Below are 22,546 nucleotides of genomic sequence, written 5' to 3'. Positions count from 1 at the left end.
GGGGACCGGTCAGCGTCGGGTGTCGCTGGCGAGGATCGAGCGGACGACGAGCGCGCATACGGCCAAGGAAGCGGCGGTGATGGCGACCGCGAGCAGCATGGAGACCAGGACCACGCCCACGACGACGACCACGGCGACGCCCGCGCCGGCGACGGCCACAACGGCGCCCGGGGTGAGCTGGACGGCAGGCCGGGACGGTGGGGAAGCCATGGCGGCCGGCGCGTGGTGTTGGCAGCCGCAGGCGGCGGCCGTGGCGTGGTGGGGTTGTTCGACGGCGGTCGGAGTGACCACGGGGACGACCTGCTGGCCAGGGGTCGGGTTGACCGGAATGCGGGGCTGGAACACGGTGGAACTCCCTTCTGGATCAGTTCATTTGGTGGTGGCGTCGATGGCGGGGGCGAGGAAGCTGGCGGCGAGGAGGTAGCCGCCGATCAGCAGGACGATCACGAGCCAGAGCGGCGGGCGGACGAGCTTGATGCCGACCAGGCCGACGCAGGCGATGAAGAACCACAGCGGTACGGACATGGCGCCGGTCCCCTTTCAGCGGACGGGGCAGCGGTGGCCCTGGGCGGCGATCATGGCGGGGCTGATGTCGTCGTATTCGACGGCCCAGCCGCAGTCGTCGGCGGCGCAGGCGGCGACGTATTTGATCTGGCCCCGTCGTCCGTGGGCGGTGCCGACGGTGACCTTTCCGACGCGGTGCAGTTCGCGCCAGATCTGGTAGATGCCCATGGGTGGTGCTCCTTTCGGGTCAGGTGAGGTGGGCTGCGATCGCGTTGGCGAGATGGAGCGGGACGCCGAGGCGGGTGCGCAGGGTGTCGGTGTCGATCGGGGTGCCGGTGCGGGCGCGGTGGTCTTCGGCGACCTTGCGGGCGTGGTCGATCAGCGCGGCCGGGACGGGCGGAAGAGGATCAGCGGCGGACAGGGCGGCCGGGTCCTCGGCAGCGGGCAGCGAGGCGGGCTCTGCCTCGAGGACGGGCCCTCGCTCGATGTCCAAGTCCGTGTCCGGTGCGGTCGGCGGGACTTCGCTTGCCGGGCCCGTGGGCTCCGGACCAGGAGGCGCATAGGAGTGGGCGAGGAGCGTCCCGCCGAGGAAGGCGAGCGCGGGCCATCCGGCGATGCCGAACCGCAGCCAGGCCGGCGGGTGCGCCAGGTCGAGGAATCCGGCCGTGGCCACGTTGGCGCCAAGCGAGGCGACCAGGGCGATCAGAAACCAGCACCAGGCCAGTCGGGACGGTCCGTCCGAGCGGAGGCGTCGCCAGGCAGCGACCAGGAGCAGGTCGACCGAGACCGGATAGGCCCAGGCTTTCCAGCCGTCCTGACCAGCAGCGTCGGCCAGGTCATGCAGGTGGGCGAAGGACAGCGCACCAGCGATCACGGCTTGAACGAGGACGGCGTCCGGGCGAATCGAGCGGGACATGTCTTCACCTCCTTCTGTGGTGTGGGGCCGGGACCGGGCGGGATCGTGTCCGGCCGCCCGGGCCCCGGCGCGGTTCAGTCGGTGGGGGCTTCGCCGCTGCCCCAGCAGGTGAGGCAGAGTCCGGCCTGCTGATCGGCGGTGGCGCGGCCTTTGCGGGAGCCGACCCGGACGGCTTCGGTGCTCTCGCCCGTGCCGTCGCAGTCCGGGCACTTCGCGGGCTTGGGTACGGCGGTCCTGCGACGGCCGGCGGGCTTCTTGGCGGTGGCCATGGTCACCGGCCCTGGCCGGGGTACTCGGGGCCCTCGTTCGGGTCGTAGCCGGGCGGGAACATCCCCGGCGGCGGCTCCGGCAGGGACGCGGCCAGGCACGGGCCGACGGTGTCGATGAACGTCTGGTCGGCGTCGTGGAGTTCGGCGTAGACGGCCAGGGAGCCGAGCATCAGCACCGTGCGGTGGAAGTCCTCGCAGTGCTCACACATCGAGTGGTCCTCCTGTTTCAGGCATGGCTCGGGTAGGGACGTGGCGCAAGGCGGTCGCGCCGGCCGGTGGAAAGGGGACGGATCAGACGGCTTGAGCTACCGCCGGAGCCTCAGCGGGCGCGAGACCGAGCCCGGGCCGGAAGCGGGCCAGCTCCGGGAGATCCGGCACCAGGTGGGCGTGCCGGTTGCAGGCGGCGACGGCCTGCCGCATCGAGGTGTGCGGCGTGCGGATACGGGTCCAGTCGCCGGTGGAGTAGCCGACCACGGCCATCCCGCGGCGGGCGTTGGGAATCTGGGTCGCGGCGAACACCGCATGCGGGGAGACATCGCCGAAGGCCATCTTGGCCGTCGATTCGTCGTTGACGCGGTGCACGGTCCGGCCAGTCAGCTGGGCGCGGAGCATGGTGATCCCGTCACCGAGTTCGGACCCGAAGCGCTGCCCGTAGATGTCTAGGAACATGCCCGCCGCACGGCCGAGCTGAGCGAGGCGGATAAGGGCGGTGACGATCCGGTCCCGTCGCGGATCGTTCCGCTTGGCGCTGAGAGCGAGTTCGGCGATCTCGTCGATGGTGACCACCACCGGGACCGGGCGTAAGGCTTCGGGCAGGTCCCAGATGTTCGCGGCGATCTCGGCGTCCGGGGTGTCGGCGCTGATCCGCTGTTCGCGGCGGACCACGTCGTAGATGGACTCCATCCGGGCCACGAGGGCTTCGAGCAGGTCGGCGGCATCATCGGGATTGTCGACCAGCGCGGAGAAGCGACGGGCGAACGGTCCGAGTTCGATCTTCTTGCAGTCGATGCCCACCAGCGCGACCGGCTGTGCGGCGAGCTCCTTGATCACGGTGCGCTGAAAGACAGACTTACCGGACTGCGTGGCACCGACCGTCACCGAGTGCGGCACCTCCCGGTAGTCCCGGTAGTGGATCGAGCCGTCCTCCACGAGAGCGACCGGAATTTTCAACAGGCCGCGGTCGGTCTTGGCGGGCATCTGTACGTGCTTGAGCACGTCGTAGCCGGTCAGCGTGATCTCAACGACGCCCGGCTTCATCTCACGAGAGGTGACCTGATGGACGCCGAAGGAGTGGCGCAGCCGGTCAGCGGCGGCGGAGAACTCGAAGGCGTCCTGACCGGGACGCATCTTGATCCGCAGTCGGATGCCGGTCCGTGTCGGCCGCAGCCACAGCAGTCGGGGCACCCGCTGCTGCGGGACGGGCTTGTTGAACCACCGGGCGAGTGCCAGCCGAAGACGCGAGGCCGGCACGGTCAGGTGGCAGGCGTCCATGACGGCCGCGTAGCGGAAGCGGATCCGGAGCGCAGCCAGAGCGACGCCGAAGGTCAGCCAGTACCAGGCCGGGCGGCGCCACCTCAGCAGCAGCGCCACCCCGACCACGATCGCAAGCGCGATCACTAACCGGCCCATGATCAGGCCGCCTTGGGCTTGGCTGCCTCGGTCACCAGCGAGGTGACGGCGACCGCACGGAAGCTGATCCCGTGCCGCTTCTGGCCGTTGAACTCGTTCTCCCACGGCCGGGCCACCAGCCCGGTCAGGGCGACCGGCGTACCCATGACCAGCTCCCCGGAGATGTCGGGCTCTGCCACGGTCACCGTGATGACCTCCGCGTTGCCGTTCATCACGAAGAGCACGTCCACGGTCATCAGCGTGAGACCGGATTCCTGGTCGGTGGCGATCTCGCCAGTGCGGCGGTCCTTGACCTTGGGCTGCGGAGGCTGCGCCACCATCGCGGTGGCGGACGAGGTGTCGACGGGGATCTGACGCATCGTGCGTACTCCTTGGGTGAGTGTTGACGTCAAGTAGCGACTGGCTCAGGCCAGTTGAACTGGCTTGCACCAGTAGTACTGGCTCAAGCCAGTAGCGTCAACCCCTTCGCCGCAACTGGCTTGAGCCAGGCGATAGAGTGACGTCAGCCAGTTAGGAGGCTCGATGACGGATCAGGCCGGCGAGAGCAAGCCGCCCAGCCAGCGGATCGCCGACGAACTACGCGCAGCGATTCAAGGCGGGGAGTACGAGCCCGGGGAGAAGCTGAAGTCGCAACGCGCGTTTGCTGAGCAGTACGGCGTAGCACGCAACACCGTGGACGAAGCGTTCAAGATCCTCGGCCGCGAGGGACTCGTCACCTCGGAGTGGGGGCGCGGGGTGTTCGTCCGGGAGAAGCAGGCACTGATCCGCCTGGGGAACGACAGGTACTCACCCAAGTACCGGGAAACCGGCCTCTCCCCGTTCCTGATCGAGTGCGCGAAGCAAGGGAAGACCGGCCGGTTCGAAGTGCTCGGCATCGAGCGAGTGAAGCCGGACGCCGAACTGGCCAAGCAGCTCAAGGTGCCAGGCAAGACGAAGTCGGTGCTGCGGCGGGAAAACGTGTTCTACGCGGACGACGACCCCGTTTACCGGGTCACGACATGGATCCCGTGGAGCATCGCGGAGGGCACCGGGCTACTCCAGGAGGAAGTCCCCCACCAGTACGGCATCCACGGCATTCTCGAAGAGAAGGGTCACGTCATGACCCGGATCAACGACGAGATCACGGCACGTATGCCCACTCCGGAGGAGGTTCGCTACCTCAGCCTGCCGTCTGGAGTCCCTGTGATCGAAGTTGCCCACACCAGCCTTGACCAGGACGGCGAGCCGTACGAGCTGACGAAGTTCGTGATGCGGGCCGACATGAACGGGCTCAGCTACAACGTACCTGTCGAGTGAGCACGAGGTGAGGAACGAGATGCACCGCGACGCAGCCGGACAGACCACGACCATCCGCCCACGCACAGAAGCAGACCTGCCAGGGGCGGCAGCGGCTCTTGTCGCCGTTCACGCCGTTGACGGATACCCAGTGGAAGGCGTCGACGCCCCGCTGGAATGGCTGAGCCCCGCGGGCGTTCTTCAAGCGTGGGTGGCAGAGAAGGGCAGCGAGATCGTTGGGCATGCCATGCTCAGCCGGCCTCAGGGCGAGGACGCCGTGGAGATGTGGCTCGAGCAGAGCGGCGACACTGCGGACCACGTAGCCGTAGGCGCCCGTCTGTTCATCGCACCCGAGGCGCGGGGCGAAAGGCTCGGCGAGCGGTTGATGCGGACCGGTTTCGACTACGCCCGGGACCACGGACTACGGGTCGTTCTCGATGTGATGACCAAGGACAAGGCAGCCATCCGGCTCTACGAACGGTTGGGGATGCAGCGCCTCGGGACCGCCAGGCACGCGTACGGCGAGGGGCAGGAGATCGACGCTGTCTGCTACGTCTCCCCAGCCCCCAAAGCCTGACCGGGTGCCGAAGGCGGGTCCGTGCGAAGCCACGCGCGCTTGTGCCGGGCCACCGCGAACAGCGAATCGACCTGTTCCAGGGTGAGCTGCCCGGTCAACGGCGCCAGGGCGGAGACCTCCCGTTCCTGGTAGGTCCGCACGGTGTGCTGCGTCGGTGCGCGGACCACCGAGGCGACATCGACGAAGGCAAGGACGGGCACCACGTCGGGCGCGAAGCCGGCGTAGCGCTCCAACACCCCTCGCACATAGGCGGCTTCCGCCTTGCTCGCCGCTGGGTACGGGTGCGGGGAACCGTTGACCTTGGCCACCTCGTCACCGACCCAGACGGAAGCACCAGGGTGCCGCTTCGTGTTGAAGACGAACACCCCGCCGGGACCGATCAGCAAGTGATCGATGTCCCCGCCATTGCCCTTGGGGATGCCGTGCAGGACCCGCCAGCCATGAACGGTGAGACGTTCCAGCTCACGGCCCACCCTCTTTTCCCCTTCAAGGCCATCGAGCCACGATTCCCAGCCCGAGGGGCGTTTCAGCAACTTGGACCACACTCGCGCAACAACCGAGGGGCCACGGACTGCCATGTCGCTGAGGAGTACTGCACCGGGAGGGTTCTTCGCCAAGTCATCGGCAACGGTGAGTTCGGGCAGAGGCAGTGGACGCCGATCACGCCGAACCTTCGCCGAGGGTGAAGGCTGCTGAGGAGGCTTGGCCGGCCGAGGCCGACGAGAAGGCGAAGGGGCCGGGCGGTCGGTGCGCACGGTCACCGGATCACCAAGGTGTTGGCGGAGCAGGGCGACAGCCTCGTGCCGATGCTCAGTGACCTTGACAGTGATGACCTTGGAATCCCGGTCCGCCCACGCGACCGGCGTGCCGTCCGGCAGGTTCACATAGAGCCTGTCCTTACCGTGCCGCTTCCACGGATTCACCGTGAGGCCTTCCACCGGCTCCGCCCCCCAAGTGCGCATTTGTCCCCAGCACTCATGGCAGCAGCCGACGATGCCCCCTGCAAGGGCGCCATGCGGCCAAACTTTCCCTACTTCATCAAGGCTCGCTGCGCTCGCTTGTCCGGCGGCCGACGGCGCTCATCGATCATCGCCAACCCGACCGCCGCACTCTCCGCCCAAGCGCATCAACGGCCGCATACGGCCCGCATGCCACCGCCACCACGATTCGGCCTCAGGAGGGGAAAACACAACTGCGGCCGGACCTCAACGCCCCGCTTCGGGGGCCACGCCGCGTCCCTTCCACCTGGTTGCCTACATAAGTAGGTCGGATCAACCGAGGGCCGCACCAAGCGCGGCGGCGCCGGCCGGTCGCCGCCGCGCCGCCTCAATGTCTCCGCCACCGGCCGCACGTCGCCGCCCGCCCGTCGCCGCACACAGCGGCCACATTCCAACACCGGCACGGGACTGGCTGTGACCCCAACGGTGCAAGTCAAAGACGCTTTGTGTCACCGAAGGAGGCCGGATCGTGACGGCGGTGGCATGCGGACCGGCGCTGCCAGATGCGCGGGCGTTCGTACGGCCCGCTGATCCCGCGCCAAGCCGCCGACCGCGGCCATGAGAGGGAAGAACCCCGCTGTGGCTGGGGCGGTCGGCTCCACGACTTTAGCCAGCCACTTTGGCGCGAGCCTCGAAGATCATGGCCCCAACGTCGTGCTTTACCGGGCAGGTCCACAGACTGCCCGACGCGCCGGAAGCTTACGGGGCCATGATCACTCGCGCCAAAGCAGCTCCCGGCCAAAGTCCTTCCGCCGACCTCTATTCAGACACTACCTGGTCTAATTACAAGGTATTGCGTGGGAGTCGCGGACAAAGCACCTGAATCCAGCAGGGAGCTAAGCCCTCGAAATATCACTGGATACCCTCGCTCTGTCAATTTCTTGAACTCTTCTTGAACCTCAGACTTAAGGTTGACGCCACCCCAAAAATGCACCTCGTAAGCATCTCCCACTTCACGAGCCACATTCCATTCGTTCCGACTAAGAAAAAAGCGAACCTTTTCTTCACCGCTAGCCTTAACTTCAATCCTCCGCTTAGGACTGTAGTTCAGGTCTTCAATGTCGTACCCGAGAGTCTCGTCATCCCGTGCCACCCACCGAACTTTAGTGCCGTCCGTGGCCTGCATGCGACAGTATTGGTAGCTGTACAGCTCCCCGCGGTTTCCCATGTCCTTTTTGAAATCGAGCTCAGGACCAACCTGAGCTGGTAGCAAGGACCAAACGCCGCCCAGCTCAGCAACGAGACTGGCCTGCACCCGCAATTCATCCGTGAACGAGACGGAGCTAAAACGGCGCAGAATTCCAATCAACTGAGGTGCCACGCCCAACGCAAGATCCCTGGAACACACAAGTGATCCAGTCTCGTCTATCTCGCTCACCTCAAGGAGACGGCGAATCTGGCCCGAAAATAAACCAGCACGGATTAGCCTCTGACCTAGAAGTATTCCCCCTACCTGGTGATCCTGAGTGGCAACCCGTACTCCAACTTTCGTGGGCCTCAATCGATTTTCTTTGACCTCGACAAGCTCAATTTGACGCAAAATATCAACGAGCGCATCGACATCATCCATCGGTCCACCACAATGACGCCACAGATATCTGCGCGCTTCTGCAGTATGGATTCCCGGGGGCGGATACTTACGAATGCTTGTGAGTACGATTGGCATCCGCTCGACTCGTACACCAGTCATCCAGCTACTGAGGTCCTGAGGCGGCACTATGCTTCCTGGCCCAGCAGGTAGCGCAGAAGCGCCTCCAGATCTCCTTCATCACCTTCCGCATCAACGGATGGATCTTCCGACAGCTCAATGGGAAGCAGCTCTGCACCCTCCAACAGCGTCTGCATACGCCGTGACTTAGAGGTCAGCGAAGCTTCAACCAGAGAATCCACGGTTGGCCGCCCATCAATCAACGCATCGAGGATATGCACGTTTACCGTTGCATCAGGCGGCAATCCTAGTCGATGAATTCTATCAATGGACTGCAGAAACATGGCGCAGTCATACGTTCGGTCAAGATAGATTGCATTGTGACACGAAGTATGCAGAGAAATCGATTCTGAACACGAAGCAGGATTCGTCACCAGCACAGCCGGCCCGCTTTCTTGCAAGAATCTCTCGATAATTGACTCGCGCGTATCTTCGTCAATAGCCAATTCAGACGCCGCATTGGCATCAGAATGCAAGGCGTCCTGACCTGCTGGAACCCGGCCATCGATCTGATAGCAAGGGATTCCCAGCATTTGAGTCACGAGACTCCGGAAGTGGTCCAGATTTACGACAAAATTACTCCAGCAGACAACCTTTTCCCCCTTAGCTGCTATCGCTCGAATCAATTCGATTGCAGCAGCCGATTTGGCTGGAATTTCATCAGAGAAGCCGTAGCTAACGAGACGCTCCATAAGCGTCGGAGCCCTATCTTCCATCTGGGGAAGCCGGAAGTAGGTGTCCTTCGAGGAAAATGTCAGCGGATTCGATGCAGCTTGCAGGAGGCGGATTGGACGACCCCTTCGAAGGCTGTCAATTTTATCCTGCCATGTGACTGCATCCGCAATGCGCTGCCTAAAGCGATTCTCGATAAGTTCGTAAATCTCTGCCTGGATCCCCACAAGTTCTACGGACTGATGATGGATCTGATAGGGGGGGAGCCCCAGGGCGGATTTAGGAGTCCGGGAAACAAAAGGCATAACCTCACGGACAATATTGTCAAAATCGTTCTCAACCCGTCCCGCAAAGGCTTCTCTCGTACCCGTCAACTGACCGTCGGGCCACAAGATATTGAGCTGCGTAAAGAGATCCTTTCCAGACTGCGGCATAGGTGTTCCCGAGAGGACCATGCGGACTTTAGCCCTCTTAGAAAGCTCGACCAGTGCCGGAGCCCAGACTCCGCCGCGAAACCTCTTCACGCGATGCGATTCGTCGACGATCAGCATTACATCGTGACGACTGAACAAATCTAGCAGCATCATTTGATCTGCTGCAGCAGTCGGATAACTGAGGAGAAGGAGATCGTTAGCCCTGGCCTGCTGATATGTGACCTGTCGTTGGCGTGCGGTACCACGTACTCTCCGGGTCCGGATCAAAGACCCAACCGCAGCACGAGTTTCCTTTTCCCAAGGATCGAAGCAAGCTAGAGGACCAACCACTACGACGAGGTTGATGGTCCCAGATTGAAGGTGCGTTACGGCTGCGGCGAGGGTGGTTGTTGTCTTCCCGGCACCAGGAACTGAGAAGTTCCCGACATTAATCGCTGTCAATGCGTGTGCTACGCCGAGCTGCTGATGCGGCCGCAGCTTCCTGTCAGCTGACCATCCAAAACCCTGCATGGCAAGGTCAACACGCGAAAAATCGAAAGCCGTGCTGTCGCTCTTTTGGTGCTGGGCAGCCTCCTTAGTGCGCGCAAAGCTGCGCCGGCGCTCCAGTTCTAGGCTGACCGTGGTACTAACCTCACCTGCGCCTGCCGCTTCCCACCCATTGGCGAAAAGCCAATCATAGACTCTGAGAGTCAAGGCAGGGAGGCTGAGCCGCCTTCTCGGGCACCTGTAACCACGCTGCTCTTCAAGCTGTTCAGCTCCAAGAACGCTTCGGAAGAATAGGCGAGCTCTACGATCAGTGGTTAGCGTTGTGCTGAGTACGAGGAGATCGTCAGCCTCATAGTCCAGAGTGACCTTTTTCGAACGGTCCATGCGCCTAGGCCTCCGTGTCCGTCAGATGCCTATTGCTGTCCACCCATTCGATGATCTGCCTAAGGCTTTCGCTGACAATGGCCCCACCATCACCTGCGAGCGCTGCGCTCAGACGTTCCCCTTCTCCGAGCACCTCAAGTCGATTACAGACCTCACGCAATACCTGTGCAACGTCGTCCTGCCGTGACGCTTCGAAGCCGTCGATAGCCAGATCAATCGCATTACCCACCTGGCCTGATGGATAGTCAACGACCTCTGGCCCAGGACCCTCTCCGTCAGAATCCTCTTCGATCTCGTCGTCGCCAGACTCTCGCTCACCCGGCGCAGAAGATCCCGGGTTCGAGAGCGACGGGCCCGCCGAGAGCTCCCATCCAGATTCTGCTTCAGCTACGGTGTCTGCCAAGCGATCAAATCTACGCTTGTCCTGCTTAAACATTGTCCGCATGTCGCGGATATCCAAATGCGTCTTCCCGGCCCGCACCGCGGCAAAAAGGGTTTGGAGGATTCTCTCTTCCTCCAAAGGATACTGCCCCTCGATTTGCAACATCATGCGGCCAATGTCGCGGAATCGCTCCAGAGTCTTCAATACTCTGTGGTACTCACCAACCTGTCCTGAATCCTCCAGGAAGATGTCCATATACTTAACCGCATAGAGGTCGCGCTGAACTTCGTTCTTAGACTTCTCGACCATCGTCTGCAGAACGCCAGCAACTGATTCAATGCTTTCAGGGTCGAACCACTCGATTTCGCGATTCTCCGCGGCTTCACGAAGAGCAAGCAGGTAGTCGATATCGTTATAGCGGACTTTAAAATTCTCGGTGAGCTGCTCCCTCTGTTCCATCTCAAGGAGGGTTGCTTCGTTGATTTCGCCAACGGGCAGAATGATGGCTTCAACCCATTCTAGTCCCGTAGCACCCCCCTCTCTCTGGAGCCTCTTAATCATGGAAAGTCGACGGTTTCCGTTCCGAACCGTTCCATCCGGACGAATCCACAACGGCGACTCTTGCTTACGGCGAAGCCAGTCGTTCTTAAGTGATTCCGAACTGCCCGTCGGCTTTCCTACTACCTGATCACCTTCGACCCGATGCGATGTATCCAACAGGAGCGATTCAATCGAAAGCTCGTCTGTCGGATTATTCTCCGGATCAAGCGGACGACCAAGATGCTCTTCCGCCCACATCCTTTCGGCACGGAACCGTCGGTTGTCTGCATTGAGCAACAATCCTTCGACAGGTACCCGATAAATTTCGAAGCTGCGCCATTGGTCTTGCACCCAAAGACGAGCCTTTTCGCCGGTCGCAGACTTATCCTGCGTAATGATGTGCGACCGCTCAGCTGAGTTGCTACGCATTTCCCCCCCAGGTGACATACGCTTTACTCGTTCACAGAACCTTACCGAAGCGCGATTGCGCCATTTGCATCGCGAAGCGGAAGTTTTGAGTGTCCGCCTCGTTAACGTTGAGAGGCTTCATCTCGCATACCCAAGAATCAACGGTATCCGAAAATTCCAGTTCAACTGTTCCACTTCGAGGCCTGCAGACAACGACAACGTCCCACTCGCAGTTCCCGGGATTGCTGTGATGCCCCATGTGTCCGTCACTACGGATGGGCCACAGCTGAGTCACTACGAGTTGCGCGTTGTCCAGAGCCAGACCTACTGCCTTCCAAGCATCAGGATTTGAAGAATGGTAGGTGAATGCGAACGGCTTATTGCCCCGTGCGCGTTTCACCATCTCGCTTAGAGATCTGCCTAGCTGGGAACCAAAGGACTGTACCGGATCTTCAGATTTAGGAAGCAGAGGCTCGCCCGCGAGTTCCAACTCTCCGAACCACGACCGGTGGAACTCGGACAGTTCGTCATAGGCAATAAAGTCAAAGTATGGCGGATCGAATACAGCTACATCGATCTTGCTTATCGAGTCGATTCCCGAAGGAGAAGCGGCATTCTTTAGGGTGACCTGGCTTTTTCCAGAAGCGCGCTCAAACGCAAACGTATTAGCGATGGGCCTGCTCGCCTGGAAATCCCAGATATGTCGACGCACTCGCCTCGTATCCGTCTTAGCGACCCGCTCGACACATGCTGCAATGGTTCCGCGTCCGGCGGTGTCATGCAGGGGGTTGAGCTCCACCATCAAGACTGGAAGGGAGTAACCCCGCACCGAGAAGAGGGCAGAAAGCCGCCCGTAATCCGTGGCATAACCGCACAACTTGTTGTTCGTTGCGAGAGAGTTAGAAATTGCAAGCTCAAGCGCCCTCCGGAACGTCTCCTCGCGTACATTTTCACGAATCCACTGAAAGGCGTGTCCAAGCACGAGCAGTTGACGTGGCGTGAATAGCTCCTCGTAGGAGGTGATCCCGAAGCTGCGCGGCCGCTCGTCCGATCGAGTCGCCCTGATCTCTCCCTGTGGACGCGGAACAACGTTGCGCTGGATGTTCCATTGCTGCGTCGCTTCGAGCTCATTTGTAGCGTCAGCTTTCTCGGGCATCCGGAGCTGGCGGCGCCCATTGACCTGAGTCTCTTCCACAGCCACGATGCGCCGTCGAGCCAAACCAGTCTTAAGCTCACGGTGAGTCGAGGCTTGACCGCAAGAAGGACAGTGGTAGGCGGCCGCCCTATAGGTTCCACTTCCAATTTTGGACCGTTTGCCGCAACAGACGATCTCCTTGCGGTCCGCCGAGTCCAGATGATGCAGGGTCCAACAGAGAGGGCAGAAAACTGTCAGAGCATGGTCACGAACGACTGCTCCAGGCTTTTTGGGATCCCGAACGAGGACTAGATTGCGATAGAGCGCGCCTGTTTCATTACATGATGGGCACTGCACTTCAGCAATCGAGAAATAGTGAAGCGGCTGGGCGTCAGATGCCGACGGGTAAAGCCAAGACAACTCTGATCGCAGGTGATGCAGAAGCCGGTCTCCGTATCCCCGCAGTTGCTTGCCGTCAACAGGCGTGAGCTCTGACTGCACGATGCGGACCGACATGGGGTCAACGTCTGACCCCATCACGGAAGCCCCGAGTCGCTGAGCTTCTACCAGCGTCGACCCACCGCCCATGAACGGGTCATAGACAGTGAGGCCAGCCAGATGGTGGTCCTCGGACGCGTACCTGCTCCAGAACTCCTGGGCACTTGTGCCCGGGGGAAGGGCCGTCGCAAGAAGGAGCGCGCGCAGGAGCGCCGGCGGCCGGCGAGCCCACCAACGGTGCGCAGCGTATGCAGGGTCCCGCACTCGCCGGTCCTTGGCGATCAGCTCCGAGAGCTCGCGGGCGGGGAACCAGGTCTCAATGAGGGAGGCGCCTGGCTTGGGGACGGTCGTGAGGTCTGTTAGGTACTCCGAGAACCGGAGCTGAGTACCTGCGGCGACATCTAGAGTCATCATTCTCCATCTTCTACTACCAGCTGGTGGAGACTCCAGATGCCGTCATGGTCCTCCGAGTCGTACAGCGTCCTAGCCCAGCAGGATAGCTCCTCTAAGATCCACCAGGGCGCAAAGCAGCGATGCCGACCAGGCGGTGTGCTCATAGTCATTTTGAGACAAGAGATTGACTACTCAAACGACTAGGTTTGTTACTATGCGTACGCGTCGCCTTGCGCCCACCCGGCCTCTCGTAGGCGCTAGCGAGACCCCGCGGCTCCCCCTTGCGCTCGGGGCATCTCTGGCCCCCTCTGTGACGAGCTTGCCGTGGGAGCCATCGAAGGCCCCTGGCCGGCTGCCATGTTCTCTCCAGTAGGCCAGGGCCAGTCCCTTCGGAGATACGTTCAGAAGGAGCGTTACACCCCTGGCGACGCGTCACAGGCCACTCGTCCGAAATGCATCGTCACTTGACGGCGTGAGCGGCTTGGCGGAGCCCGCTCTAGCTCACTCGTGATCGACACCCAAGATCTCCGCGAGGCGAGAAAGCCCTTCGATGGATCGCCCCCTATGTACAGGAACGATGCGGTCTCGCGCTGCCCTGGGGAGGTGCTGTTCTGCCTCCTGCAGCAGCGTGGCGTACTCACGGAAGGTCTGTACGCACAGGTTCGCGAGTTGCGCCGCTTGACGACGAACCGGATCTTCCTCGTTTAGGTCAGCTTCGAACAGCTCCAGGGCATCTTCCAGTACGGAGTGACGATTGGGCGCGAGCGCACCGGGCGTTGGTCGGTCATCCACGCGTACAGTCTGGCGGCTCACGCTGGCAACCGTGAAGGGGTGTGGAGGTAGACCACCACCAGGCAAGCAACTGCCCCTGGGAGCAGGGGCAGTTCGCGCCCCCTGGCGACCCTCGGTGGCTAATGCGTCGCCATGAAGGCCTAGTTGATCATCGCAATGTGGCAACACATCGGTGTCCCGCAGTTGAGGATGTCGGGGTGACCTCCAATTCGCTGAGCATCGATGGGTTCACCGCGCCTGGAAGGCCAGAGTGCATCGTGTGCAACGAGCTGCACCCCCTGTGGCCTTCCGAGTCCCTCTACCCCCCGTTTGCAGATCTCCACATCGACCCCTACGCCGCGGGCATCGTCATGCGCACTCTGGCAGCAGCAGGCGACGGGTCGCCAGAGTGCAACACTGCGCTGCTCTACGCGCCCGTTGAGGCCTACCGTCAGGGTCTCACCAACCTCCGGACCAGTGAACGGCAGCGCCGCAGGGATGCGAAGGATCGCCAAAGGGGGAAATCTCCAGCGCTGACCCATGAGATGACCTTCTACACCTTCAACGTGATGACCTTCATGTGGTCGCTTGGGATCGCGAAGCATACGGGCCGTGATACGACAGACACATTGCTGGAAGAAGTCATATTTCCCGCGAACGACATGATTAAAAACGTACCGAGCGACCTAGTCCTCATGACTGGCGCGGCATTCCATGTCGCCCTCAACTCCAAATATAGAGACACGGAGGGACTGTTCAAGAATTTGTTTCGAGAAAGCATGAACCTTGAGATCTTGGCAGAGCGCCAACGCCCAAATGATCTGTTTTCAGGAATGCATGGGATGCTTATGGCTGCGGCGAGCTACACCATCTACGCCGGGGCAATTCTCGGACGCACTGCCGCCTGACCAACTTGGAGAACACGGCCTACGCCGTAGTCGTACCCGAGCGCGGCGTCACGGTGACGCTGCGCGTGCCCTAGGTGTACTGACCCGTGAGGTTGGGGACGCGGCTGGCGGGTGGTTGGCCCTTCAGCGCGGTGTGTCCGCGGTGGTGATTGTAGGTGTGCAGCCAGCCGGGGAACGCCTCGCGTCGTTCGGTCTCCGTCCGGTAGGGGCGGGCGTAGGCCCACTCGTCGAGGAGGGTGCGGTTGAAGCGTTCGACCTTGCCGTTCGTTTGCGGCCGGTAGGGGCGGGTTCGTTTGTGGGTGATCCCGGCTGTGGCAAGGGCATCGCGCCAGTCGCGTGAGCGGTAGCAGGAGCCGTTGTCGGTCAGCACCCGTTGGACGGTGATCCCGGCCTGGGCGAAGAACGTCTGGGCCCGGCCCCAGAAGGCGGTTGCGGTTTCCTTCTTCTCGTCGGTGAGGATCTCGCTGCAGGCGAGGCGGGAGTGATCGTCGACGGCGTTGTGCAGGTAGCTGAAGCCCACGCCGGAGCGGATCTTGCGGCCGGCCTGGCGGCCCAGGGTCTTGTGGCCGCCGCCGTCGGGGATGTTGCCGAGCTTCTTGATGTCCACGTGCACCAACTCGCCCGGCATGGACCGTTCGTAGCGGCGGATCACCCGTCCGGTGGCACGGTCGAGATGAGCGAGGCGGGCGAGCTTGTAGCGGGCCAGGACGCGGTGCACCGTGGAGGGGTTCAAGCGCAGCAGGTAGGCGATGCGCGCCGGTCCCCAGCGGCGCAGGACACGGACCTTGATGATCCGCCGCTCGGTGCGGGTCGGGGTCCGGCTCGGGCTGAGGTGCGGTCTGGACGAGCGGTCGCGCATGCCTGCCGCGCCGAGCCTGCGGTAGCGGCCTGCCCATCGCTGGGCCGTGGTCGGCGAGACCTGGAAGCGTTCGGCAGCCCTGCGCAGAGTCCAGCCATCCTCGACCACGCAGCGGGCCAGACGCAGACGGCCGGTCTCGGTCAGGGGTGCATTACGGTGGGGCACGAGGGCCTTTCTGTCGGTGTAGACGTCGCAATCCACACCGAACCGGAAGGCCCTCACCCGTTCAAGATCCCTCAGCCGAGACCTGGCTCACCCGTCCACAACCTCCCGAGACAGAACACCTAGGCCGTACGCGACCAGCCCGCCATCGCGGTGTATGCCAGGACGGCGGCGTTCGGTACGTGCCGTGACAACGCCCGGTACCGGTACTTGCCGGCGAGTGCAAGGCGACGCCCCATCGTTTGACGCCAATCGACAGGCCGCCCGGCGCTCAGCACTACAAAGGCAACACGGTGCCTATCGCAGACAGTCCACCAACTGTGCCCCCGTTGTTTTCCAATTCAAGCTCCAAGTCGCATCGCGAGCGAATGGAGCGTTCCAAGCGCATAGTCTCTAGTGGGACTTCGTACCGACGAGGTCCTCGCTCTGGCAGGGCGTCGTGGACCATCCGTGGACGGGTTCCGCTCAGCTGGTCACAGACAGTGCCTCTGACCAGCAACGTTTCGTAGGACCAAAGCCCCCTCCGGAGCCGTGTGCGCAGGTTCGAATCCTGCCGGGGGCACCCCTTATGAGGTGTCCAAAGACCCCGTCGCCAGCGGAAGCGCTGGGGCCGGGGTCTTCGCGTGTTTGCGGTCATGTGCAGGCGGATGCCGCCCGGGGCGGCTCCAGGTCGGGGGCTGTGGGCGAGGCGTGGGCGGGATCTTGGGGCATCGGCCCAAGTCGCTGGGCGTGGAGGGCGGGGCCCTCTGCTCCGCCTCCTCCGTCTTCTCTCCCGGATCGCCGATCACCGATGGCCGCACCGTCGTTGTGCCCGCTCAGCGGTCAGGACGTACAGCCGGGGACCGAGCCGACAGGCCGGCAGTTGTTGGGGGTGTTGTCGACGATCCGGCTGTTGACGAGGTTCAGGACGCTGGGTGACGGCGCTTGCCAGATGCCGCCGCCGTTGAGGGCGGTGTTGTGCTGCACGACTGTTTTCGTCAGCGTGCTGCTGCCGTAATTGGCGATACCGCCGCCCATCTGGCCTGCCCGATTGTCGGCGATGGTCGTCGAGGAGATGGTCATCGGGGCGCGGTCGTTGTAGATTCCGCCCCGCTGCTCGAACGCGCGATTGCCGCCGATGTACGACTTCTTGATGGTCAGAGAGGCCCCGGCGGTGAAGATGCCACCCCCAAGTTGCGTAGCCTGATTCCGCTCCACTTTGGTGTTGTCGAGCAGGGTGGTGCTGCGCGGATCGTTGTAGATGGCGCCTCCCCGCTGTGCCGCGCTGTCCCGCAGGGCGCTGTCATGGACTTCGAGGGTGCTGCCCTGGTTGACGTAAATGGCGCCCCCTTGGTTCGCCGTGCTGTTGGTCACCGTGCTGTGCCGGAGGATGAGCGTCGCTCCGTCGGTGGGCAGGTAGGTGCCGGCGTAGTCGAGGTAGCCGCCACCGGTCGCCGTGACACCGTCCACGGTCAGGCGCCCATTGGGACCGTCGATCTCCGCGATGCGGAAGCCATCGGCGGCGTCGGGGTCCCGTCGGATGGTGGTGTTGTGACTCAGCAGGGTGACGGTGCTCGTGATCTGCGGCAGGGCGTTGGCGCCGAGCCCCCCTGTGGACGCTGGAGTCGTGACGTTGTAGACGCATTTGGGCGCGAGGCGGATGGTGTGCGGTCCGGTGTCGTTGTTCGCGGCGACGATCGCGTTGTTGAGCGCAGTCACATCGCAGGGGATGGATACCTGGGGTTCCGCGCTTGCCACGCTTCCCATGCCGAGCACAGCCACAATCGGCACAGTCAAGGCCACGGCGTTGAGTTGACGTCTGAGCCTTTCTTCTCCAGATCGCATTGCGTGATCCATTGATCACTTTCAGCGACAGTGCCCAGGTTTTCGCGAGCTCGCAACCTGTCATTCGTGGCAATGGCAGGACCGGCAACCGGGTATCGACGTCACAGCCATGGCTTCCGACGCGTCCCGGCGGGCATGCACGGTCGGCACGCCGATGGGCGCACCAGCGGCGGTGGCGCAGGCCGAAGGCGGATGGGAGGCCGGTGGGTGAGACCGGTGGGTGAGGCCGGTGGGTACGGAGATGGTGACGGCAGATCGTGCCCTCAGTCACTCGTACTCGCGAAGCAGGACCTCGATACACCGGTTGGCGGCGACGTCCTGCCGTCCGTCGAGACACTTCGGGTGCAATTGGATTCAGATCCCGCCGTCGACGGGCGACCGAAACACCGGGCCTCGGGTACCCAGCAGTCCGGGCACGCCCTGCCACAGGGCCGCGCCGTTCGCCCGCTCCCAGTCTGTGGTCGCTCGGGACCGCGCCCACTGGACCAAGGCTGCGGGCGCCAGCATGAGGGGCGGCATCACCTCATGGAAGGCCAGACCGATGAGCATCATCCAGCAGGCCCCCGCACCCACGAATCCGGCGGTGCGGCGTAGCGACAACCGCCGCGCCCCGTCCTGGCCGGGGCGCGGTGCGTCGACGCTGTCGATCTGCGCGGCACGCTCGTACTTGCGACGCAGCCGGGCGGGGAGACGCGAACCAAGCGGCAGCAGCGCCAGGGACGCGAGAGAGACCGCGACTGTTCCCACCAGGAGGGTCTCCAGCCGGTGAGCCGTACCGATCAAGACCAGCAGCAACCCTTCGGACAGCACCACGCCCGCGCACGTCATCAGCGCGGACGTCTGCTCGAAGTGGACCACCCTTACCAGCCCGGGTCCGGCGTTCTCGGTCATCGTCCCAGCTCTCTGCCCCGACACCCGCCCGGGCAGAGAAGATCCAACGCCACGTGGAACGCGGGGTCAACAAGCAGCGTGTCAGAACATCGTCAGGACTGCGTTCCTCAGACGGCCGGGCGTGCTTCCCGGGCCCGCAGCCTGCGCGCGAGCAGGCCGAGCAGGGTGGCGTTGACCAGCCCGGACAGGGCCACACCGACGGAGAAGATCAACGGGCTCAGCCAGGAGAGCGAGGAGTACTCCGCGGGTGCCGCCGCGAGGGAGGCGAGGATGCCGAGCGGCGCCGTGGTCATGAGCGGCCAGATCCCGGCGAACCCGGGGTCCGGCGACAGGTACACGGCGTAGAGGAAGAACCCCAGCGCCGCCGCGACCACCGCGAGGTAATCGCGCGCGAGCCAGTTGTCCACCCCGGGTTCCAGCAGGGCCCGCATTCTTCTCAGGCGGGGGCTCGTGGAACGCGCCTTGTCCGTTCCCTCCCGCTGAGAGGGGTCCGAGATGGGCGGGAGGGGCTCGCGCGCGTCGGCCGGGGCGGCGGTCGCGGACCGCTCGACGAGGGCGCCCAGCACTGCGGCGTTCACGAGGGCGCACAGCAGGAGCCATACGGTCCAGGAACCCATGGCGAGCACCTCGGCCGCCCCGCCGCCCTCGGTGCCGGGACCGAAGGGGAGGACCACGCTCAGGAAGGAGAGGGGTGCCGTGAGCGTCAAAGGGTCCGGGACGAAGCCGCTGTCCGGGAAGAGGAACACGACCAGAGCGGAGGCGGCGAATACCGCCAGATAGCCCCGGGCCAGCCAGTTGTCCGTGGCAAGAGCGAGAAGTCGGCGCAGGTGCGGGAGGCGGCGCGGGCGGGAGGTATTCGGCATCGAGGGTTCCTTCGGGTCCGTCCGGTTGGTGATCTACAGGGTGGACCGGAGGGTGCGCTCAGGCATGAGTGCAGCTACTCATCGGCAGGGCGGCAGGACCTACCACGTTGCTCGGTCATACTGCCCACGACTTCGGAGGTCTGCCCGGTGCCGGAGCTGTTCCGCTGACATCCAACGCTGACATCAACGTCCGCGGCCGCGGTCAGCAGCGGCAATCGGCGGCCTCGACCGACTCCGGCTCGTAAGGCGGGGCTCAACCACGCCCGGGCGAGACCGAACCTCCAAAGCAGATGTCAGCCCCGGTGCTGGGACGAGGGCAGGCCCGGAAGGCAACGGCAGAGCTGCCCGTTCGGGCAGCGAAGCACGGCGTAGTGCAGCACCCACCTCCAGGGCTGGACCGACATAACCGTGTCTTGGCAGACCGGATCTCGGGCCGTTCCGACGGCAGACGGCTTCACCTGGAAGTCGCAGTCCACGGTCCTCTACCGCGGTCGCGGGCACCATGCCCCACCGGAACGCGAGTCGGATCTCCGCTACTACTCCCCCGTAATGATCGCGTCCACATGAGCGCGTCCACGTGCCGTCCGGTTCGGCCCGCGGGGTCGCCCCGAGCGCGTGGCCTCCGTCGTCCAACCGCGCGATGAACTGGGAGAGTTGGCGTTTGTCGGTGCGCATCAGGTCGAAGCGGAATCGGTGGTGGTGGTGATAGTGCGGCAGGGGCCGGGCGGAAGAGCCTGTGCGGCCGGCGCGGCCAGCCGCTGCGGCACTCCCGGCCGTACGCGGTGCTTGACCGAGGCGACCTGATCGGGCAGCCACTGGCAGACTGACGGCGCCTAGAAGTTCCGGTTCGGCAAGGCGACTTGAGAGATCACCCGCTCCAACCAGAGCTTCGTTGCGGCGAGAGGGGTCGGCTTGCCGTCGTCACACCGCCGTGAACTGCAACTACCCGACATCACCCGGGCTTTGAAGCAGCCCTGATGTGCAGGTGGATTGACAGGCTCGGCGTGGAACTGAAATCAGAGGTGGCAGAAATGCGCTCCCCGGATCACAAGCCCGACCGTATCGGGCCCGTCATCGCTTCCATCGCGAGTGTGAGCAGCCTGTATTTGGCTCACTGCGTAGCACCCGAGGTGTCGCTCGGTTTGCTGGTCGTCCCCGGGATTCTCGTCGGAACGGCCATCGCGATAGTGATGCGCAGGCCGAAGAGAAAAGGGACAGCAGGTTGATCCGAGCGTGAGATCCGCGGCGCCCACTCGGTGACTATCGGTGACTATCGAATGGTATGCCGCATAACGTATCGGGCGGCCTCCGGCGGATTCCTCTTCCGTCGGGACGGCACACCGGCCAGGAAGTGCTCGGCTTTGCGCTCGTAGCGACTGCGACTGTGCAGGCGGTGGCAGGCACTGAGCCAGGTCAGCCGGTCGATCGCGCACCGCGACCAGTCCGGCTCGCCGTTCGCGCCGAGCCGCGCCGCGCCGATCCGCGCCGATCCGGCACCACCCTGTGCAGCTTCGTCCACACCCGGGCTTGGACCAGCCCGTGGACTGGCGCCTTCCTGTATCGCGGACAGGGCGCGGAACGGCCCCCACGTGACGGGGAATCCCTTGTGCCGTAGGGCGTTCCTGACCTCGGCGTCAACACGCCGGGCGTATCTCGCCGGGGACGAGCATCGGGGCGTCTGCGGACTGCGCTGCCGAGGAAGTGCCCGGCGACGAGGGCCGCCGCCCGGGCTCGTACAACCTTCGTACGGCGATCTTGGTCTCAGCGTGCGAGCACACCGTCTTGTGGGCCGGCTCCAAGGGGTCGACCCACGGGCGTTCCACGACGTACGGAGGGTTCGTGCCCCGTCGAGAGAGTCGCGCCCGCCGGCAGCGAACCGGCCGCGCCGCGCCCCTGGCCCTGGCCCTGGTGGCCGGTCTGCTGCTGGTCCTGGGGACACCACACCTCGCCGCCGCCGAGGAGGACAAGCCCCACTTCGACCGGGCGATCGAGAAGGTCACCACGACCCCGGGGGCGACGTTCGACCTGCCCGGAGGATTCACCAACAGCACGGGACGCACGCTCGACACCCTCTATCTGGAGGTTCATCTCGCCGACTACCTCTCCTTCGCGGAGGAGTTCGGCAACTGCTGGTACGAGGAGGACCTCGACACCTTGCTGGTCCACAGAATGACCTGTCGGCTGGAAGGCACGATGCGGCCCGGCCGGTCCTACGACGTGGACTTCGGCAAGGTGAACGTCGACAACGCGGCGCGCTTCGGGAACATCTACTACGGAGTGCCCGTCGACGCCAAGCCGCCGACAGGCGCACGCCGGGGCACGGGCCGCCCGCTGACCTTCGGTGAGCGTGACCGCGCAGACCGGTACGTCCGGTCGGCTTCGGCTTCGCACGACGTGGTGTCGACCCAGTTGGACGTCGTCAACCCCATCGACCTCGCGGTCAACGAGGTGACCCTGCGCGGCAAGCGGGGAGACAACGTCAAGGCCGACTTCTTCTTCGTCAACAACGGTCCCGCGGGCACACCGGCCGTCTTCGACAGCGAGGAGGACAACGAGACGGCGGTCGTGGTCAACCTGACGGTGCCGCCCGGACTGACGGCCGTCGAGGTCCCCGACTTCTGCCGGGGCAAGGAGCGAGGACACGGGGACAAGGGGGCCCCGGGCGCGTCCCATTACTACTGCTGGCAGAACCGTCTCGACAAGAGCCGAACCATGTCCCCGGGGCAGTTCGAGTATTTCCCCTTCGTGTTCCGTATCGACCGGGCCGACGACAGGCCCGGTCGAATCGACATAGCGACGTCCATCCACCGCGACGACAGCGACCCGTCGAACGACTCGGCCGCCATCAAGGTCGACATCGCCGGCGCCCCGGCCACCCCGTCGGACTCAAGGAGTGGCTTCTCCCTCTCACACGTCCTCATCGGCGGCGGCATCGCCGCGGCACTGGCCCTGGGTGGCGGCGCCCTGTGGCTGCGGCGCCGGTCCGAGGCCTCCCACACCCTCCGGGAGGCGTCCTGATGAATCGCGCACCCCGTCTGAATCGCGCACCCCGTCGCCCCC

The 22,546-nt window shown here is 63.9% G+C and carries 22 protein-coding genes and 1 pseudogene; 4 read left to right on the top strand and 19 right to left on the bottom strand.

The genetic code is table 11. The features are described 5' to 3' along the window. Window positions 1–9 precede the first annotated feature (9 nt). The 8 genes from ACZ4N5_RS05425 to ACZ4N5_RS05390 form a co-directional block, all read right to left on the bottom strand. Window positions 10–345 carry a SpdD-like protein gene (locus ACZ4N5_RS05425; RefSeq protein WP_326842332.1) on the bottom strand — a complete coding sequence of 112 codons (336 nt, stop codon included), beginning with the start codon at window positions 343–345 and terminating at the stop codon, window positions 10–12. Between the two features lie 24 nt (window positions 346–369). Next, complete coding sequence (locus ACZ4N5_RS05420) at window positions 370–525, bottom strand: hypothetical protein (protein WP_467755785.1); 156 nt, start codon at window positions 523–525, stop codon at window positions 370–372. A 15-nt stretch (window positions 526–540) separates the two neighbouring features. Then, complete coding sequence (locus ACZ4N5_RS05415; protein ID WP_326842333.1) at window positions 541–732, bottom strand: mobile element transfer protein; 192 nt, start codon at window positions 730–732, stop codon at window positions 541–543. A gap of 19 nt (window positions 733–751) precedes the next feature. After that, window positions 752–1,420, bottom strand: a complete 669-nt coding sequence (locus ACZ4N5_RS05410; protein ID WP_467755784.1) for a DUF2637 domain-containing protein — start codon at window positions 1,418–1,420, stop codon at window positions 752–754. A 74-nt stretch (window positions 1,421–1,494) separates the two neighbouring features. After that, the gene (locus ACZ4N5_RS05405) at window positions 1,495–1,689 is read right to left on the bottom strand and encodes a hypothetical protein (RefSeq protein ID WP_326842335.1); all 195 of its coding nucleotides are present in this window, start codon (window positions 1,687–1,689) and stop codon (window positions 1,495–1,497) included. 2 nt (window positions 1,690–1,691) lie between these two features. Continuing rightward, window positions 1,692–1,898, bottom strand: coding sequence for a hypothetical protein (locus tag ACZ4N5_RS05400; RefSeq protein WP_326842336.1), 207 nt, complete (start codon window positions 1,896–1,898; stop codon window positions 1,692–1,694). 82 nt (window positions 1,899–1,980) lie between these two features. Further along, on the bottom strand, window positions 1,981–3,318 hold the full coding sequence (locus ACZ4N5_RS05395) for an FtsK/SpoIIIE domain-containing protein (RefSeq protein WP_467755783.1): 1,338 nt from the start codon (window positions 3,316–3,318) through the stop codon (window positions 1,981–1,983). Between the two features lie 2 nt (window positions 3,319–3,320). Further along, window positions 3,321–3,677 carry an SCO3933 family regulatory protein gene (locus ACZ4N5_RS05390; protein ID WP_326842338.1) on the bottom strand — a complete coding sequence of 119 codons (357 nt, stop codon included), beginning with the start codon at window positions 3,675–3,677 and terminating at the stop codon, window positions 3,321–3,323. 163 nt (window positions 3,678–3,840) lie between these two features. On the opposite strand from ACZ4N5_RS05390, the gene ACZ4N5_RS05385 reads away from it, so the two are divergent. Both ACZ4N5_RS05385 and ACZ4N5_RS05380 read left to right on the top strand, forming a co-directional pair. Then, entirely contained in the window at window positions 3,841–4,614 is a 774-nt protein-coding gene (locus tag ACZ4N5_RS05385; RefSeq protein WP_387301145.1) for a GntR family transcriptional regulator, read from the top strand. Window positions 4,615–4,621: 7 nt separating this feature from the next. Next, entirely contained in the window at window positions 4,622–5,170 is a 549-nt protein-coding gene (locus ACZ4N5_RS05380; protein ID WP_467755782.1) for a GNAT family N-acetyltransferase, read from the top strand. Here ACZ4N5_RS05380 and ACZ4N5_RS05375 read toward each other — a convergent pair. The 7 genes and pseudogenes from ACZ4N5_RS05375 to ACZ4N5_RS05345 all read right to left on the bottom strand — a co-directional run bounded on the left by ACZ4N5_RS05375 (window position 5,143) and on the right by ACZ4N5_RS05345 (window position 14,021). Beyond that, the gene (locus tag ACZ4N5_RS05375; RefSeq protein WP_467755781.1) at window positions 5,143–6,108 is read right to left on the bottom strand and encodes a nuclease-related domain-containing protein; all 966 of its coding nucleotides are present in this window, start codon (window positions 6,106–6,108) and stop codon (window positions 5,143–5,145) included. The two genes, ACZ4N5_RS05380 and ACZ4N5_RS05375, sit on opposite strands and share 28 nt — an antisense overlap. 823 nt (window positions 6,109–6,931) lie before the next feature. Then, window positions 6,932–7,738, bottom strand: coding sequence for a protein NO VEIN domain-containing protein (locus ACZ4N5_RS05370; RefSeq protein WP_467755780.1), 807 nt, complete (start codon window positions 7,736–7,738; stop codon window positions 6,932–6,934). A 146-nt stretch (window positions 7,739–7,884) separates the two neighbouring features. After that, a complete protein-coding gene (locus ACZ4N5_RS05365) occupies window positions 7,885–9,675 on the bottom strand; it encodes an SNF2-related protein (RefSeq protein WP_467755779.1) in 1,791 nt (596 codons plus the stop codon). A 181-nt stretch (window positions 9,676–9,856) separates the two neighbouring features. Then, entirely contained in the window at window positions 9,857–11,203 is a 1,347-nt protein-coding gene (locus tag ACZ4N5_RS05360) for a hypothetical protein (protein WP_467755778.1), read from the bottom strand. A 31-nt stretch (window positions 11,204–11,234) separates the two neighbouring features. Next, entirely contained in the window at window positions 11,235–12,833 is a 1,599-nt protein-coding gene (locus ACZ4N5_RS05355) for a hypothetical protein (RefSeq protein WP_467755892.1), read from the bottom strand. A 162-nt stretch (window positions 12,834–12,995) separates the two neighbouring features. Then, window positions 12,996–13,226: pseudogene (locus ACZ4N5_RS05350) on the bottom strand (DUF1156 domain-containing protein); the annotation flags it as partial. Between the two features lie 483 nt (window positions 13,227–13,709). Continuing rightward, a complete protein-coding gene (locus ACZ4N5_RS05345; protein WP_467755777.1) occupies window positions 13,710–14,021 on the bottom strand; it encodes a hypothetical protein in 312 nt (103 codons plus the stop codon). 176 nt (window positions 14,022–14,197) lie between these two features. On the opposite strand from ACZ4N5_RS05345, the gene ACZ4N5_RS05340 reads away from it, so the two are divergent. After that, a complete protein-coding gene (locus ACZ4N5_RS05340; RefSeq protein ID WP_467755776.1) occupies window positions 14,198–14,887 on the top strand; it encodes a hypothetical protein in 690 nt (229 codons plus the stop codon). Between the two features lie 70 nt (window positions 14,888–14,957). Here the strand turns inward: ACZ4N5_RS05340 and ACZ4N5_RS05335 are convergent, their stop codons facing one another. The 4 genes from ACZ4N5_RS05335 to ACZ4N5_RS05320 all read right to left on the bottom strand — a co-directional run bounded on the left by ACZ4N5_RS05335 (window position 14,958) and on the right by ACZ4N5_RS05320 (window position 19,486). After that, entirely contained in the window at window positions 14,958–15,911 is a 954-nt protein-coding gene (locus ACZ4N5_RS05335; RefSeq protein WP_467755775.1) for an IS481 family transposase, read from the bottom strand. A gap of 819 nt (window positions 15,912–16,730) precedes the next feature. After that, window positions 16,731–17,690, bottom strand: coding sequence for a hypothetical protein (locus ACZ4N5_RS05330; protein WP_467755774.1), 960 nt, complete (start codon window positions 17,688–17,690; stop codon window positions 16,731–16,733). A gap of 396 nt (window positions 17,691–18,086) precedes the next feature. Continuing rightward, window positions 18,087–18,623 carry a hypothetical protein gene (locus ACZ4N5_RS05325; RefSeq protein WP_467755773.1) on the bottom strand — a complete coding sequence of 179 codons (537 nt, stop codon included), beginning with the start codon at window positions 18,621–18,623 and terminating at the stop codon, window positions 18,087–18,089. A gap of 107 nt (window positions 18,624–18,730) precedes the next feature. Beyond that, on the bottom strand, window positions 18,731–19,486 hold the full coding sequence (locus ACZ4N5_RS05320) for an SCO4225 family membrane protein (RefSeq protein WP_467755772.1): 756 nt from the start codon (window positions 19,484–19,486) through the stop codon (window positions 18,731–18,733). A gap of 1,839 nt (window positions 19,487–21,325) precedes the next feature. Here ACZ4N5_RS05320 and ACZ4N5_RS05315 point away from each other — a divergent pair. Beyond that, the gene (locus ACZ4N5_RS05315) at window positions 21,326–22,504 is read left to right on the top strand and encodes a hypothetical protein (protein ID WP_467755771.1); all 1,179 of its coding nucleotides are present in this window, start codon (window positions 21,326–21,328) and stop codon (window positions 22,502–22,504) included. The last annotated feature ends 42 nt before the right edge of the window (window positions 22,505–22,546 follow it).

Source organism: Streptomyces sp. NPDC026500 (assembly GCF_055567635.1).
Note: the sequence above shows the minus strand (reverse complement) of the source record. Positions and strands in the feature narration are given on the sequence as shown.